A 14,935-nucleotide genomic window follows, 5' to 3' on the forward strand; every position below is an offset into this window, starting at 1 on the left:
GGGTGCGCCGTGGATCAGCTGCCGCCGAGGACGACGCCCTCGCGACGAGGGTCGGCGCCGCCGGCGTAGACGTCGCCCTGCTTGACGATCGCCGACAGCCCCGACACCTGCGGAGCGAGGTTGAGCTGGTGGCCGAGTGCCCGCAGCTGCTCGACGACCTTGCGCCCCTCGTCGGTGTTCAGCGTCGGATGCGCGCTGTCCACGTTCGTCTTCGGGGTGTTCGCGGCGCCGAAGTTGGCGAGGCCGACGGCCTGCTGCGGGTTCAGCTTCCAATCGGTGAGGCCGACGATCGTCTTGAGCACGTACTGGATGATGACCGCGCCCCCGGGGGAGCCCAGCGCGCCGATCGCGTCGCCGCGACCGCCGTCGGCGCCGCGGCCGAAGAGGATCGTCGGCGACATCGAGCTGCGAGGGCGCTTGTTCGGCTGCACCCGGTTCGCCACCGGCAGGCCCGCTGCATCGGCGGGCTCCGCGGAGAAGTCGGTGAGCTGGTTGTTCAGCAGGAAGCCGTCGACCATGTGGTACGAGCCGAAGGCCGACTCGATCGTGGTGGTCATCGACGCGACGTTGCCGGCCTTGTCGAGCACCGTGATGTGGCTGGTGCCGTGCTCGGGCGTCGTCGTGACGCCGGGTGTGGCGGTGGCGAACTCGCCGGGCTTCGCGGTGCCCATGGTCTTGTTCCGGTCGATGAGCTTGGCACGGCCCTCGAGATAGGCGGGATCCACCAGCGCGGCGGGGGAGCCGCCGGGCAGCGGGATGAAGTCGGGATCGGCGATGTACTTGTCGCGGTCCGCGTAGGCGAGGCGCTCGGCCTCGGAGATCAGGTGGATGGCCTCCGCGGTGGGGATGCCGCCGTCAGGTCCGGGATCGCCGCCGTGCACCGCGTCGGGCCCGAGCTTCGACAGGTCGAAGGAGTTGAGGATGCCGAGCGCCTGCGCCACGGTGATCCCGCCCGACGAGGGGGCGGGCATGCCGCACAGCTCACGGTCGCGATAGGGCGTGCACACCGCCTCACGGGTCTTCACGGCGTACTGCTCGAGGTCCTGCACCGTCATCGTCCCGGCGGTGCGGCCGCCGGTCGTGTCGCGCACCGACGCCACGATCGCCTCGGCGATCGGCCCGGTGTAGAAGGCCTTGGCGCCCTCGGAGGCGATGGCGCCCAGGGTCTTCGCGTACGCCGGGTTGGTGAGCTTGACGCCGGCCTTCTTCGGCGCACCGTCGGGCTCGAGGAAGTAGGCCCGCAGGTCCGCGTCGTTGGCGAAGTTCTTCGCCTCGTCGGCGATCGCGCCGGCGAGGCGGGGGCTGATCTCGAAGCCGTCGTCGGCGATCCTCACCGCGGGGTCGAAGAGCTCGCGCCACGTCTTGCTGCCGTGCTCGCCGTGGACGGCCTCCAGCAGGCGCAGCGCGCCGGGGACGCCGACGGCGCGCCCGGACGAGCGGGCGTCGGGCTTGGGTGCCGTCCGGTCCTCGGGGGAGATCCAGCGGAGGTAGTTCTCGTCGGCGCTCGCGGGCGCCGTCTCGCGGCCGTCGTACGCCTGCACCTTCTTCGACTTCGCGTCGTAGTACAGGAGGAAGGCGCCGCCCGCGATGCCGGAGGACTGCGGCTCGACGAGGCCGAGCACCGTCTGCGCCGCGACGAGGGCGTCGGCCGCGCTGCCGCCCTGCTCGAGCACCTCGCACGCGGCCTTCGTGGCGATCGGGTTCGCGGTGGCGACGCCGTAGTCCTTCGTGTGCGTCACGGGGAGTCCGGAGCGGTAGCCGGAAGCGCCCTCCGGGTTCGTGCTGATGTCCTTCGGCCCGCTGGGGGACGCGGCGGCGGACGGCCGGTACATCGTCCCGGTCGGGCCGGTCGCATCGCACCCGCCCGCCGCGACCGTCACGGACGACGGTGCGCCGGAAGGGCCGCCGTCCGATCCGGACGGCCCGCACGCGGTGAGCGTGAGGGGAATGACGAATGCGGCCGCGGCCGCCGACCTGAGACGGAGCATGACGTCCTCCACGAGAATCGGGTCATCGAAACCTAACACCGGCCCGTGAGCCGCGCGAAGGGTTCGGCGAGACGTCAGCGGTAGGAGGCGTCGGGCACCGTCGGCGGGCAGGCTCCGCCCGGGGAGGCGACGAGTTCGAAGTGCCACCACTCGTTGTCGAAGGTGCGGCACAGGCCCCACCGGTTCCCGTTCGCCTGCAGCCACGCGGCGCCCTGCCACGGGCCGACGTCGACCGCCTCGCCGCCGACGTGGGTGGACTCGGCGGGCGGGAGCACCCAGCGGCGCGCGGCCGCGGGCGATCCGTACCGGGCGAGGCCGTCCTCCCACAGCCACTGCTGCTGGCCCCACGAGCGCTTGCCCGACGTGACGCTGAGCACCACTCCGCTCGCGGCTGCGGCGCGGTACGCCGCCGAGTAGGCCTCCGCGAGGGCCGGATCGAGGCCCGCGGTGCCGGGGACCGTGTCCGCCGAGGCCGCGGGAGCCACCAGCGCGGACGCCGCCACGGCGAGGGCTGCGGCGGTCACGGAGGCGGTGCGGGAGACGGACACGACGACGACTCTAGGCGGTCGGCGGTCGCGGGTGGACGGCCCGTCGAGACCACCGCGGGAACCGGCCGCGGTGGCTAGGCTGGAGTGGTACCGACGAGCCAGGAGGAGGGTCCGTGCGCCCGACCGGGAATCCGGACGACCGAGCCGAGGAGCGGACCGTCGGCGAACACCGCAGCGACGGCCCCATGGACGTGCTCCTGGTGACGGGGCTGTCCGGCGCCGGCCGCGGCACCGCGGCCAAAGTGCTGGAGGATCTCGGCTGGTACGTCGCCGACAACCTGCCGCCCGCGCTGATCAGCAACATGGTGGATATCTCGCTGGCCGACGAGTCGCGGATCCACCGCCTGTGCATCGTCACCGACGTGCGCAGCCGCACCTTCACGGGCGACTTCGCGAACATCCGGCGGGAGTTGGCGGAGAAGGACATCGAGCCCCGGGTGCTGTTCCTCGACGCGTCCGACGAGACCCTCATCCGCCGGTTCGAGCAGGTGCGCCGCAAGCACCCGTTGCAGGGCAGCGGCACGCTCGCCGAGGGCATCGCGGCGGAGCGCCGCATCCTGCAGCCCATCCGGTCGACCGCGGACCTCGTGCTCGACACCTCCACCCTCTCGGTGGCCCGGCTGCGCGAGACGATCGAGAACTCCTTCCGGACGCTGCGCTCCGGCACGATCACCGTCACCGTCGAGTCCTTCGGCTTCAAGAACGGCATCCTGCTGGACGCCGACATGGTGCTGGACGTGCGCTTCCTCCCGAACCCGTTCTGGGTGCCCGAGCTGCGCCCGCTCAACGGGCTGACCGACGAGGTCTCCGGGTACGTGCTGGGGCAGCCCGGCGCGTCCGACTTCCTCGACACCTATGCGGAGCTGCTCGATCCGCTGCTCGCCGGGTACCGGCGCGAGGGCAAGACCTACCTGACCGTGGGCATCGGTTGCACCGGCGGCAAGCACCGTAGCGTCGCGATGACCGAGGAGCTGGTGCGCCGGCTCGCGGGCCGGCCGGGCATCGAAGTCCGTGCCGCGCACCGGGATCTGGGGCTCGAATGACCGCGCTCAAGCTGGCCTCCCTCGGCGGCGGCCACGGACTGTTCGCGACCCTGCGCGCGGGCCGCGCCCTCGGCGCGGAGATCACCGCCATCGTGACCGTCGCCGACGACGGGGGATCCTCGGGCCGGCTGCGGAGCGAGCTCGGCATCATCCCGCCCGGCGACCTGCGCATGGCGCTGGCGGCGCTCATGCCCGACGACGACCGCGGTGAGTTCTGGGCCGGCATCCTGCAGCACCGATTCGGCGGGGGCGGCGCGATGGCCGGGCACCCCGTCGGGAACCTCCTGCTGGCCGGGCTCTGCGAGGTCCTGGGCGACCCCGTCGACGCCCTCGATGCGATCGCCGACCGGTTCGGCGTCCAGGGCCGGGTGTTGCCGATGGTGCCGGGGCCCTTGCGGATCGAGGCCGACGTGACCGGGCTCGAGGACGACCCGCGGCTGTCGCGCGTGATCCGCGGGCAGGTCGCCGTGGCCGTGACGCCGGGGCAGGTTCGCCGCGTCCGGTTGCTGCCCGCGCACCCCGAGGCGTGCGCCGACGCGGTCGAGGCGATCCTCGCCGCCGACGTCGTGACGCTCGGCCCCGGCTCGTGGTTCAGCTCCGTCATCCCGCACGTCCTCGTGCCCGAGCAGGTGGACGCGCTGCGGCGCACGTCGGCCCGGCGGGTGCTGATCCTGAACCTGGCGCCCGAGCCCGAGGAGACGGGGGGTTACTCGCCCGAGCGGCACTTGCACGTGCTCGCCGCCCACGCCGACGGATTGCGGTTCGACGACGTGCTCGTCGACGCCCGGACGGTGCCGCCCGGCGCCGAGCGCGAGCACCTCATCCGCGCCACCGCGCTCCTCGGTGCGACGCCCCACTTCGTGGACGTCGGCGTGCCCGGGACGCACCAGCACGACCCCGAGGCACTGGCAGCCGCGATCGCGAAAGTGGCCTACAGTGAACTCTCGGACCGCGAATAGTCAACCTTTTCCTTTCCCATCCGATGTAGTCGACATTTCCCTAGGAGGGTCCAGCTGTGGCGCTGACATCCCAGGTCAAGGACGAGCTGAGCCGGCTCTCCATCACCCAGGTGAGCGCGCGCCGCGCCGAGGTCGCCTCGCTGCTGCGCTTCGCGGGCGGCCTCCACATCCAGGGCGGCCGGGTGATCGTCGAGGCCGAAGTGGACACGGGGATCACCGCCCGGCGCCTCCGCAAGGAGATCCTCGACCTGTACGGCTACAACTCGGACGTGCACGTGCTCAGCGCGGGCGGCCTGCGCAAGGCGGCCCGTTACATCGTCCGCGTGGTCAAGGACGGGGAGGCGCTCGCCCGGCAGACGGGCCTGCTCGACATGCGCGGGAGGCCGGTCGTCGGGCTGCCTTCGCAGATCGTCGGTGGCTCGGTGCACGACGCGGAGGCCGCGTGGCGCGGGGCGTTCCTCGCGCACGGCTCGCTCACCGAGCCCGGCCGCTCCAGCGCGCTCGAGGTCTCGTGCCCCGGCCCGGAGGTCGCGCTCGCCCTCGTCGGCTGTGCGCGCCGGCTCGGCGTGACCGCCAAGGCGCGGGAGGTGCGCGGTGCCGATCGCGTCGTCGTCCGCGACGGCGAGGCCATCGGCGCCCTGCTCACCCGCATGGGCGCCAACGACACCCGCCTCGTGTGGGAGGAGCGCCGGATGCGGCGCGAGGTCCGGGCGACCGCGAACCGCCTGGCGAACTTCGACGACGCCAACCTCCGCCGCTCCGCCCGGGCGGCTGTGGCGGCAGCCGCGCGCGTCGAGCGGGCGCTCGAGATCCTGGGTCCCGACGTGCCCGATCACCTGGCGCAGGCGGGCTCGCTGCGCGTGCAGCACCGTCAGGCCTCGCTCGAGGAGCTCGGGCAGCTGGCCGACCCGCCCATGACCAAGGACGCCGTCGCCGGACGGATCCGCCGGCTCCTGTCGATGGCGGACAAGCGCGCCGCCGCCGACGGGGTGCCGGACACCGAATCGGCCGTCACCGCGGACATGCTCGACGAGGGCTGAGCGTCTCGGTAACGCCGAGCGGCCGGGGTGTTCCGGGGCTACCGTTGACGGGCAGGTATTCCTGACCCGAAGGAGCACTACAGTGACGGTTCGCGTAGGTGTCAACGGATTCGGTCGGATCGGCCGCAACTTCTTCCGGGCGGTCGCCGCCCAGAAGGCGCTGGGGACCACGGACGTGGAGATCGTGGCGGTCAACGACCTGACCGACAACGCGATGCTGGCCCATCTGCTCAAGTTCGACTCGATCCTCGGCCGCCTCGATGCGGACGTCGTCGCCGATGGCGACACGATCCGGGTGGGCGACCAGGTCATCAAGGCCCTCGAGGTCCGCGAGGGGCCGTCGGCGCTCCCGTGGGGCGACCTCGGTGTCGACGTCGTGATCGAGTCGACGGGCATCTTCACCGCCCGCGACAAGGCGCAGGGCCACCTCGACTCCGGCGCCAAGAAGGTGATCGTCTCGGCGCCGGCCGCGGGCGCCGACCTCACCGTCGTGATGGGCGTCAACGACGACAAGTACGACGGCAGCCAGCACGTCATCTCCAACGCCTCGTGCACGACCAACTGCCTCGGCCCGCTGGCGAAGGTGGTCAACGACGAGTTCGGCATCGTCAAAGGCCTGATGACCACGGTCCACGCCTATACGCAGGACCAGAATCTGCAGGACGGCCCGCACAAGGACCCGCGCCGCGCGCGGGCCGCCGCGATCAACGTGGTGCCCACCTCGACCGGCGCGGCCAAGGCCATCGGTCTCGTGCTGCCCGAGCTGGAGGGCAAGCTCGACGGCTACGCGCTGCGCGTGCCGATCCCCACGGGCTCGGTCACGGACCTGACCGTGCAGCTCGCGACGAAGGCGACCGTGGACGAGATCAACGCCGCGATGAAGGCGGCGGCCGAGGGGAAGCTCAAGGGCATCCTCAAGTACTACGACGCCCCGATCGTCTCGTCGGACATCGTGACCGACCCGCACAGCTCGCTCTTCGACGCGGGATTGACCAAGGTGATCGACGATCAGGCTAAGGTCGTGTCCTGGTATGACAACGAATGGGGCTACAGCAACCGCCTCGTCGACGTGACTGATCTGGTAGGTAAATCGCTCTGATGACCGTTTCCACTCTTTCCGACCTGCTGTCCGAGGGCGTCGAAGGACGCACCGTGCTGGTCCGCAGCGACCTCAACGTGCCGCTCGACGATGCCGGCGTCATCACCGACGCCGGCCGCATCATCGCCTCGGTGCCGACGCTGAAGGCGCTCGCCGAGGCCGGCGCCAAGGTGATCGTGACCGCACACCTCGGCCGCCCGAAGGGCGCACCGGACCCGAAGTTCTCGCTCGCGCCCGTCGCGGCGGAACTCGCCGAGCGCCTGGGCCGCAATGTCCAGCTCGCGGGCGACGTCGTGGGCCAGGACGCCCTCGCGCGCGCCGAGGGCCTCACCGACGGTGACGTCCTCCTGCTGGAGAATGTTCGCTTCGATCCGCGCGAGACCAGCAAGGACGACGCCGAGCGCGAGGCGCTCGCCCGCGACCTGGCCGAGCTCGTCGACGTCTCCTCGCACGCCGGCGAGGGCGCCTTCGTCTCCGACGGCTTCGGCGTCGTGCACCGTAAGCAGGCCTCCGTCTTCGACGTCGCGAAGCTGCTCCCGGCGTACGCCGGCGGCCTCGTCGACGCCGAGGTCAAGGTGCTGGCGCAGCTGACCGAGAACCCGTCGCGGCCCTACGCCGTGGTGCTCGGCGGCTCGAAGGTCTCCGACAAGCTGGGCGTGATCCGCGCGCTGGCCCCCAAGGTCGACACCCTGGTGATCGGCGGCGGCATGGCCTTCACCTTCCTCGCCGCGCAGGGCTACTCCGTGGGCACCTCGCTGCTGCAGGAGGACCAGATCGACACCTGCAAGCAGCTGCTCGAGGAGTTCGGCGACGTGCTGCACCTGCCGGTGGACGTCGTGGTCGCCGACGCCTTCGCCGCCGACGCCGCGTCGAAGACCGTTGCCGCCGACGCCATCGAGGACGGTTGGATGGGCCTCGACATCGGCCCCGAGTCCGCGCAGCGCTTCGGCGCCGTGCTCACCCAGGCCAAGACGGTGTTCTGGAACGGCCCCATGGGCGTCTTCGAGTTCCCGGCGTTCGCGGCCGGCACGAAGGCCGTCGCCGAGTCGGTCATCAAGGCCACGAGCAACGGCGCCTTCACCGTGGTGGGTGGCGGCGACTCCGCCGCGGCCGTGCGCACGCTGGGGCTCGACGAGGACGGCTTCAGCCACATCTCCACCGGCGGCGGCGCCTCGCTGGAGTACCTCGAGGGCAAGGAGCTCCCGGGGCTGAAGGTGCTCGAAAAGGGGGACGCATGAGCCGTAAGCCGCTCATCGCCGGCAACTGGAAGATGAACCTCAACCACCTCGAGGCGATCGCGGTGGTGCAGAAGTTGGCCTTCGCTTTGCCGGACAAGTACTTCGCGCACGTCGACGTGACGGTCATCCCGCCGTTCACCGACCTGCGCTCGGTGCAGACGGCCGTCGACGGTGACGACCTGAAGATCACCTACGGCGCGCAGGACCTCTCGCCGCACGACTCCGGCGCCTACACCGGCGACATCTCCGGCGCCTTCCTCGCCAAGCTCGGCTGCACCTACGTCGTCGTCGGGCACAGCGAGCGCCGCACGATCCACGGCGAGACGAACGAGATCGTGCTCGCCAAGACCAAGGCGGCGCTCCGGCACGGCCTGACGCCGATCGTCTGCATCGGCGAGGGCCTCGACATCCGCGAGCAGGGCACCCAGGTCGAGTACAACGTCGAGCAGCTCAAGGGCTCGCTCGCCGGGCTGACCGCCGAGGAGCTGTCCAAGACGGTCATCGCGTACGAGCCCGTCTGGGCGATCGGCACCGGCAAGGTGGCGACCCCGCAGGACGCGCAGGAGGTGTGCGCCGCGGTGCGGGCCACGATCGCCGAACTCGGCGGCGCCGAGGTCGCCGCGGGGATCCGCGTGCTCTACGGCGGCTCGGTGTCCAGCAAGAACGTCGGCGAGCTCGTCGCGCAGCCCGACGTGGACGGCGGCCTCGTGGGTGGCGCCTCGCTCAAGCCCGACGAGTTCGCCGCGCTCAGCGCCATCGCCGCGGGCGGGCCGCTCTGATCCGGAGCCGGCCGCGGTAGGCCGACGCGCCCGCCACGCCCTGAACGACCGACGTCGACCGGAAGGTACACTGGATCCTCGTGGAAACATTGCAGCTGGTGCTGAAGATCGCCATCCTCGTGCTGAGCCTGCTGCTGGTGGTGCTCGTCCTGCTCCACCGCGGTAAGGGCGGCGGCCTGTCGTCGCTGTTCGGCGGCGGTGTGCAGTCGTCGCTCTCGGGCTCCTCGGTGGTGGAGAAGAACCTCGACCGGGTGACGATCTTCGTCGGCATCATCTGGACGGTGTGCATCGTCGGTGTGACGCTGAGCATCAAGCTGACGTCCTAGACGTCGCCCGAAGACTTCGGCGAGGCGCCTCGGACCCGTAGGGTCCGGGGCGCCTTCGTCGTTGACGGGGTGCCGCGGGGCAGGGCGCCCATATGGGCGCTCGCCTCGAATTCTGGGCACGCGGTAGGGATACTGCCCAGCATGACCAGTGAGCCAGCCCGCGCCGCCACCGAACCACTCCGCGACGACATCCGGCTGCTCGGCGGGATCCTCGGCGACACCGTCCGGGAACAGGCCGGGCCGCGGATCTTCGACCTTGTCGAACGCGCCCGCCAGGAGTCCTTCGCCGTGCGGCGCTCCGAGCTGGACCGCGAGCAGCTCGCTGCGCTCTTCGCGGACCTCCCCACCGCCGAGGCGGTGCCGGTCATCCGCGCCTTCTCGCACTTCGCCCTTCTCGCCAACCTCGCCGAGGACCTTCATCGCGAGCGTCGCCGTGCCGTCCACGTCCGGGCGGGCGAGCCGCCGCAGGCATCGTCGCTGGCCCACACCTACGGCCTCCTGGAGGACGCCGGACTCGACGGTGCCGACGTCGCCGCGGCGCTCCGGCACGCGCTCGTCGTGCCCGTGATCACCGCCCATCCGACCGAGACCCGGCGGCGCACCGTCTTCGACACCCAGCACCGGATCACCGAGCTCATGCGCTACCGCGACCGCACCGAGCTCGACGCGCGCGAGGAGGAGCAGACCCAGGTCGCGCTCCGGCGGCAGATACTCACGCTGTGGGACACCGCGCTGGTGCGGCTCGAGCGGCTGCGCATCCAGGACGAGATCGAGAACGGCCTGCGCTACTTCGACGCCGCCTTCCTGCGGGTGATGCCCGCGATCAACCGCGAGGCCCGGATCCGGCTGCGCGAACTGTACCCCGGGACCGCTCTGCTGTCCGAGCCCATCGTGCGCCCCGGATCGTGGATCGGCGGCGACCGCGACGGCAACCCGTACGTCACCGACGAGGTGGTCACGATGGCCTCGCGGCGGGCCGCGGCCACCGCCATCGGGCATTACCTGCGCGAGCTGCTGCAGCTGGAGCAGGAGCTCGCGCTCAGCTCCCGGCTGACCACCGTCGCCGACGCGCTGCTGGACCTCGCCGCCTGGGACGACTCTCCCCGCCGCGCCGATGAGCCCTATCGCCGCGCGCTGCACGGCATCCGCGGCCGCCTCACCGCCACCGCGGACCGCCTGCTCGACGAGCAGCTGGACGCGCGCACCGACATCGGGGCCGAGCCCTACGGCGGACCGTCGGAGCTGCTCGCGGACCTGGGCGTCGTGGACGCCTCCCTGCGGGCGGGCGGCGACGGCCTCATCGCGGACGACCGCCTGCAGTCGCTGCGGGAGGCCGTGAACACCTTCGGCTTCCACCTCTCCGGCCTCGACATGCGCCAGAATTCCGACGTGCACGAGGAGACCATCGCGGAGCTCTTCGCGTGGGCCGGAGTGCACGCCGACTACGCCGCCCTCGACGAGGACGAGCGAGTGCGCCTGCTGACCGCCGAACTCCGCCTGCGGCGCCCGCTGGTCGGGCCGGGCGCGGAGTTCTCCGACCAGACCGCGAAGGAACTCGGCGTGCTCCGCGCCGCGGCGCGCGCCGTGGAATCCCTCGGCGCTCGGGCGATCCCGAACTACATCATCTCCATGTGCACATCCGTCTCGGACCTGCTCGAGGCCGCGGTGCTGCTCAAGGAGGTCGGCCTGCTGCGGCCCGACACCGACGGCGGGGCCGAGTGCCCGGTCAACATCGTGCCGCTCTTCGAGACCATCGAAGACCTGCAGCAGGGCGCCGCGACGATGCGTGCCGCCTTCGCCGTGCCCGCCTACCGCTCGCTCGTCGACGGCAAGGGCGGGCTGCAGGAGATCATGCTGGGCTACAGCGATTCCAACAAGGACGGCGGCTACCTCGCGGCCAACTGGGCGCTCTACCGCGCCGAGCTGGACCTCGTCGCGATGGCGTGCGAGGCCGGGATCACGCTGCGGCTCTTCCACGGTCGCGGCGGCACCGTCGGCCGCGGCGGCGGTCCGAGCTACGACGCGATCCTCGCGCAGCCGCCCGGCGCGGTCCGCGGCTCGCTGCGGCTGACCGAGCAGGGCGAGATCATCGCCGCGAAATACGCCGAACCCGCACTGGCCGTGCGGAACCTGGAGTCGCTCGTCGCGGCGACGCTGGAGTCGTCGCTGCTCGACGTGGAGGGCCTCGGCGACGACGCCGACGAGGCCTACGCGGTGCTCGACGAGCTCGCCGCCCTCGCGCGCGACGCCTACGGTGACCTCGTGCACCGCACCGAGGGCTTCGTCGAGTACTTCACCACCGCCACGCCGGTGGAGGAGATCGGCTCGCTGAACATCGGTTCGCGGCCCAGCTCGCGCAAGCAGACGTCGAAGATCTCCGACCTCCGCGCCATCCCGTGGGTCATGGCGTGGTCGCTGTCGCGGGTCATGCTGCCCGGCTTCTACGGCACGGGAACGGCGTTCGAGACGTGGATCGGGGGAGACCCGGACCGCCTCGAGCGGCTGCGCGCGCTGTACCGGCGCTGGCCCTTCTTCCGGTCGGTGCTCTCCAACATGGCGCAGGTCCTCGCCAAGTCCGACCTCGGCCTCGCCGCCCGCTACGCCGACCTCGTGCCCGATGCCGACCTGCGTGAGCGCGTCTTCGGCAAGATCGCCGACGAGCACCGCCGCACCATCGAGATGTACTTCGCGATCACCGAGACCGACGACCTGCTCGCCGACAACCACGCCCTCAAGCGCTCCGTGTTCAACCGCTTCCCGTACCTCGAGCCGCTCAACCACCTGCAGGTGGAGCTGCTCCGCCGGTACCGCTCCGGCGACGAGGACCCGCTGGTGCAGCGCGGAATCCTGCTGACCATGAACGGCCTCGCCACGGCGCTGCGCAACTCCGGATAGTTCCTCGCCCCGGGATTCTCCGCCCCAGGGCGGAGGACGGGACGACCCGGCGCCGGTACTGTCGGCCGCATGACTGACGTAGTGGTGCAGGACGAACAGGCGACGGTGCTGACCTTCCTCGCCGATATGCAGGACGGCCGGGCGGAGGAGGCGGTCGCCGCCTTCGACGAGGACGTGGTCTACACGAACGTGGGCCTCGCGACCCTGCGCGGTCGCAACCGTGCCGGCCGGGTGATCCGGCTCCTCGCGCAGCCCGCCCTCGGCTTCGGCGTCGAAGTCACCTCCATCGCGTCCGACGGTGCTGTCGTCCTCACCGAGCGCATCGACGAGCTGCGGGTGGGCCCGCTGCGCGTGCGGTTCTGGGTGTGCGGCCGGTTCGACGTGCACGACGGCCGGATCGTGCTGTGGCGCGACTACTTCGACAACCTGGACATCGCCAAGGGCGTCGTGCGCGGCGTGCTCGCGCTGGCGGTCCCCGCCGCGCAGCGGAAGATGACCCCGCTCCAGCGCTGAGCCCGCGGACGACGAAGCCCGGGTGCCATCCGAACGGATGACACCCGGGCGCCGGGGATCTCGTGCGCTCAGAGCGTGCGCGCGATGATCTCCTTCATGATCTCGTTCGTGCCGGCGTAGATCATCTGCACGCGGTTGTCGACCCAGAAGCGCGCCGCCGGGTACTCGGCCATGTAGCCGTAGCCGCCGAACAGCTGCAGGCACTCGGACGCGACCTCCTGGGCGCGGTCCGAGGTCCACCACTTCGCCATGGCGACGGTGGGGATGTCGAGCTCGCCCTTGACGTGCTTCTCGATGCAGTCGTCCACGAAGACCCGCGCGATGGTGGTCTCGGTGAGCGCCTCGGCGAGCTTGAACTTGGTGTTCTGGAAACCGAAGATGGGGCGGCCGAAAGCCTCCCGCTCCTTGGTGTAGCGCAGGGTCTCCTCGAAGATGACCTCCATGCCGGCGACGCAGGCCTGGCCGATGATGAGGCGCTCCTGCGGCAGCTGCTGCATGAGCTGGTAGAAGCCCTGGCCCTCCTGGGTTCCGAGGAGGTTCTCGACGGGCACGTGCACGTCGTCGAAGAACAGCTCGGAGGTGTCCTGGCCCTTCTGGCCGATCTTGTTGAGGATGTTGCCCTTGCGGAAGCCCTCGCGGTCGGCCTCGACCAGGATCAGCGAGATGCCGGCGGCGCCCTCGTCGGGGTTGGTCTTGCAGACCAGGACCACGATGTCGGCCTGCTGGCCGTTCGTGATGAAGGTCTTGCTGCCGTTGATGACGTACTCGCCGCCGGTCTTGATGGCGCGGGTCTTCACGTTCTGCAGGTCCGAGCCGGTGCCGGGCTCGGTCATCGCGATGGCGCCGACGGCCTCGCCGGAGGCCATCTTGGGCAGCCAGGCCTGCTTCTGCTCCTCGGTGCCGTACGCGAGGATGTAGTGCGCGACGATGCCGTTGTGCAGCGAGACGCCCCAGCTGGTGTCGAAGGCCTGCGCCTGCGCGGCGATGAGCACCGACTCGTGGCGGAAGTCGCCGCCACCGCCGCCGTACTCCTCGGGGATCGACAGGCACAGCAGGCCCAGCTCTCCGGCCTTGTTCCACAGGTCGCGGTCGACGTGGTGCTGCTCGGCGAACTTCTCGATGTTGGGGGTGAGTTCCTTCGCCAGGAACTTGTCCGCGAGGTCGCGGAGGGCGTCGAGCTCGTCGTTCATCCAGCTCGAGCGGCGGCGTGCGGCCATGGGGTGACCACCTTTCTGCGGAGGGTTGCCGCACCACTAAATCAGAACCGGCTCGTCGAAAACAAGCACGGGTGCAGGATTCAGGGTATTGGCGCAGGTCGGATGAGGAGATCCACCCGGACGTCGTGGTGTTCGGATGCGCCGACGTCGCCTCCCCATGGTCGTAACGTTCGACAGCAACAGCGCGATGATGCAGCGAGCGGATTCCGGTCGTGCGGGTTCGTGCCGAACGACCGAAGGAGTGCGTGTGTCGTGCGCCCTGACCCGCTGCTGACCGATGCCCTGTACCGCCAGGCCTTCCTTCGGGCCGGGCTTCCGATGGCGCTGCACAGCGCGGACCGTCGCTTCCTGCACGCCAACGACGCGATGGTCGAGCTGCTCGGTTACTCGCTCGAGGAGCTGCAGGCGATGACGGTGATGGACGTCGTGCATCCCGAGGAGCGCGACACCAGCGCGCGGTTCGCGGCACAGTGGCTCGCCGGGATCGGCAGGGAATCCCGGCTGTTCGGACGGATCGTCCGCAAGGACGGCGGGGTCGTCAGCGCCCGGATCCGCAAGTACGTCCTCGACCCGGGTGGCACGGACGGCGCCCTGGTCGCGCTCGCAGTGATCGACCGGATCGACGAGGAACACACGTCGGAGTACGCCTCGCGCCACGACGACCTGACGGGCCTGCTGAACAGGCGCGGCTTTCGGGAGGCCCTGGCCGTCTCCTACCCGGAGAACCTCCCGTCCGTGCTGGCGATGCTCGACGTTGACCATCTCAAGTCCGTCAACGACCGCTTCGGCCACGCGGCGGGCGACGAGGTGATCGTCGCGGTCGCGAGGACCCTGGCGCTCGCGCTGCCGGACGACGGAGTGCTGTGCCGGTGGTCCGGCGACGAGTTCGTCGCCTTCGTGCCGCGGCCCACCGCGGACGACTTCGCTTCGGCGCGCGGACGCCGAGATGTACCGCGCCAAGCGGGGCGCGAGGGCTGCAGGCGATGCGCGGGCAGAGGAACTGCCCACGGCGCCGTGAGTCGCGGGCGACATCGCCCTGTGAACTGCGGAAACAGAAAGTTGGAACCGTTCGTCGAGATGGTGCGTCTAATTGATGCGGAGGAAAAACCAACGAGATCGGGGGAACGAGTTGGACACGACACCGCAGGTCTGGTCGGACGTCGCTCACGCGGAGAAGACGTTCGAGCAGGCGCACGAGGTCCGTGAGCGATTGGCCCGAGTTTCGGGCGTTGGGACGGCCGCACGGGGGGATGTGCGGGTCACCGTCGGGATGGGGGGACGGCTCACGGG

The 14,935-nt window shown here is 70.9% G+C and carries 13 protein-coding genes; 10 read left to right on the top strand and 3 right to left on the bottom strand.

Annotated elements, in window-relative coordinates:
* Positions 1-14 precede the first annotated feature (14 nt).
* Positions 15-1,988, bottom strand: coding sequence for a gamma-glutamyltransferase (gene ggt, locus ACM9LD_RS04580; protein ID WP_415675577.1), 1,974 nt, complete (start codon positions 1,986-1,988; stop codon positions 15-17).
* Between the two features lie 74 nt (positions 1,989-2,062).
* Entirely contained in the window at positions 2,063-2,536 is a 474-nt protein-coding gene (locus ACM9LD_RS04585; protein ID WP_415675578.1) for a M15 family metallopeptidase, read from the bottom strand.
* Between the two features lie 185 nt (positions 2,537-2,721).
* On the opposite strand from ACM9LD_RS04585, the gene rapZ reads away from it, so the two are divergent.
* The 9 genes from rapZ to ACM9LD_RS04630 all read left to right on the top strand — a co-directional run bounded on the left by rapZ (position 2,722) and on the right by ACM9LD_RS04630 (position 12,428).
* Positions 2,722-3,579 carry an RNase adapter RapZ gene (rapZ, locus tag ACM9LD_RS04590; protein WP_415675605.1) on the top strand — a complete coding sequence of 286 codons (858 nt, stop codon included), beginning with the start codon at positions 2,722-2,724 and terminating at the stop codon, positions 3,577-3,579.
* Positions 3,576-4,538: a gluconeogenesis factor YvcK family protein gene (locus tag ACM9LD_RS04595; RefSeq protein ID WP_415675579.1), complete on the top strand. Its 963-nt coding sequence runs from the start codon at positions 3,576-3,578 to the stop codon at positions 4,536-4,538. The genes rapZ and ACM9LD_RS04595 overlap by 4 nt, the downstream gene beginning before the upstream one ends.
* Positions 4,539-4,600: 62 nt before the next feature.
* Entirely contained in the window at positions 4,601-5,578 is a 978-nt protein-coding gene (gene whiA / locus ACM9LD_RS04600; protein ID WP_193560238.1) for a DNA-binding protein WhiA, read from the top strand.
* 82 nt (positions 5,579-5,660) lie between these two features.
* The gene (gene gap, locus ACM9LD_RS04605) at positions 5,661-6,677 is read left to right on the top strand and encodes a type I glyceraldehyde-3-phosphate dehydrogenase (protein WP_415675580.1); all 1,017 of its coding nucleotides are present in this window, start codon (positions 5,661-5,663) and stop codon (positions 6,675-6,677) included.
* Entirely contained in the window at positions 6,677-7,915 is a 1,239-nt protein-coding gene (locus ACM9LD_RS04610; RefSeq protein ID WP_415675581.1) for a phosphoglycerate kinase, read from the top strand. Before gap ends, ACM9LD_RS04610 begins: the two co-directional genes overlap by 1 nt.
* The gene (gene tpiA / locus ACM9LD_RS04615) at positions 7,912-8,694 is read left to right on the top strand and encodes a triose-phosphate isomerase (RefSeq protein ID WP_224646657.1); all 783 of its coding nucleotides are present in this window, start codon (positions 7,912-7,914) and stop codon (positions 8,692-8,694) included. The genes ACM9LD_RS04610 and tpiA overlap by 4 nt, the downstream gene beginning before the upstream one ends.
* An 89-nt stretch (positions 8,695-8,783) precedes the next feature.
* Positions 8,784-9,020, top strand: coding sequence for a preprotein translocase subunit SecG (secG, locus tag ACM9LD_RS04620; RefSeq protein ID WP_068520767.1), 237 nt, complete (start codon positions 8,784-8,786; stop codon positions 9,018-9,020).
* A 141-nt stretch (positions 9,021-9,161) separates the two neighbouring features.
* Complete coding sequence (gene ppc, locus ACM9LD_RS04625) at positions 9,162-11,915, top strand: phosphoenolpyruvate carboxylase (RefSeq protein ID WP_415675582.1); 2,754 nt, start codon at positions 9,162-9,164, stop codon at positions 11,913-11,915.
* Positions 11,916-11,984: 69 nt separating this feature from the next.
* A complete protein-coding gene (locus ACM9LD_RS04630; RefSeq protein ID WP_415675583.1) occupies positions 11,985-12,428 on the top strand; it encodes a limonene-1,2-epoxide hydrolase family protein in 444 nt (147 codons plus the stop codon).
* A gap of 68 nt (positions 12,429-12,496) precedes the next feature.
* On the opposite strand, the gene ACM9LD_RS04635 is transcribed toward ACM9LD_RS04630, so the two are convergent.
* Entirely contained in the window at positions 12,497-13,645 is a 1,149-nt protein-coding gene (locus ACM9LD_RS04635; protein WP_068520759.1) for an acyl-CoA dehydrogenase family protein, read from the bottom strand.
* A 102-nt stretch (positions 13,646-13,747) separates the two neighbouring features.
* Here ACM9LD_RS04635 and ACM9LD_RS04640 point away from each other — a divergent pair, with 102 nt between their 5' ends.
* Positions 13,748-14,851 (top strand): sensor domain-containing diguanylate cyclase, encoded by a 1,104-nt coding sequence (locus ACM9LD_RS04640; protein ID WP_415675584.1) that lies wholly within the window; start codon positions 13,748-13,750, stop codon positions 14,849-14,851.
* The last annotated feature ends 84 nt before the right edge of the window (positions 14,852-14,935 follow it).

This window comes from Tsukamurella hominis (assembly GCF_965137015.1).
Classification (GTDB): domain Bacteria; phylum Actinomycetota; class Actinomycetes; order Mycobacteriales; family Mycobacteriaceae; genus Tsukamurella; species Tsukamurella hominis.

Bases quoted from the DNA above. Each gene is read 5' to 3' on its own strand.
- ggt (WP_415675577.1), bottom strand. From the start codon at position 1,988: ATGCTCCGTCTCAGGTCGGCGGCCGCGGCCGCATTCGTCATTCCCCTC.
- rapZ (WP_415675605.1), top strand. From the start codon at position 2,722: ATGGACGTGCTCCTGGTGACGGGGCTGTCCGGCGCCGGCCGCGGCACC.
- ACM9LD_RS04595 (WP_415675579.1), top strand. From the start codon at position 3,576: ATGACCGCGCTCAAGCTGGCCTCCCTCGGCGGCGGCCACGGACTGTTC.
- ACM9LD_RS04610 (WP_415675581.1), top strand. From the start codon at position 6,677: ATGACCGTTTCCACTCTTTCCGACCTGCTGTCCGAGGGCGTCGAAGGA.
- tpiA (WP_224646657.1), top strand. From the start codon at position 7,912: ATGAGCCGTAAGCCGCTCATCGCCGGCAACTGGAAGATGAACCTCAAC.
- ppc (WP_415675582.1), top strand. From the start codon at position 9,162: ATGACCAGTGAGCCAGCCCGCGCCGCCACCGAACCACTCCGCGACGAC.
- ACM9LD_RS04630 (WP_415675583.1), top strand. From the start codon at position 11,985: ATGACTGACGTAGTGGTGCAGGACGAACAGGCGACGGTGCTGACCTTC.
- ACM9LD_RS04635 (WP_068520759.1), bottom strand. From the start codon at position 13,645: ATGGCCGCACGCCGCCGCTCGAGCTGGATGAACGACGAGCTCGACGCC.
- ACM9LD_RS04640 (WP_415675584.1), top strand. From the start codon at position 13,748: ATGAGGAGATCCACCCGGACGTCGTGGTGTTCGGATGCGCCGACGTCG.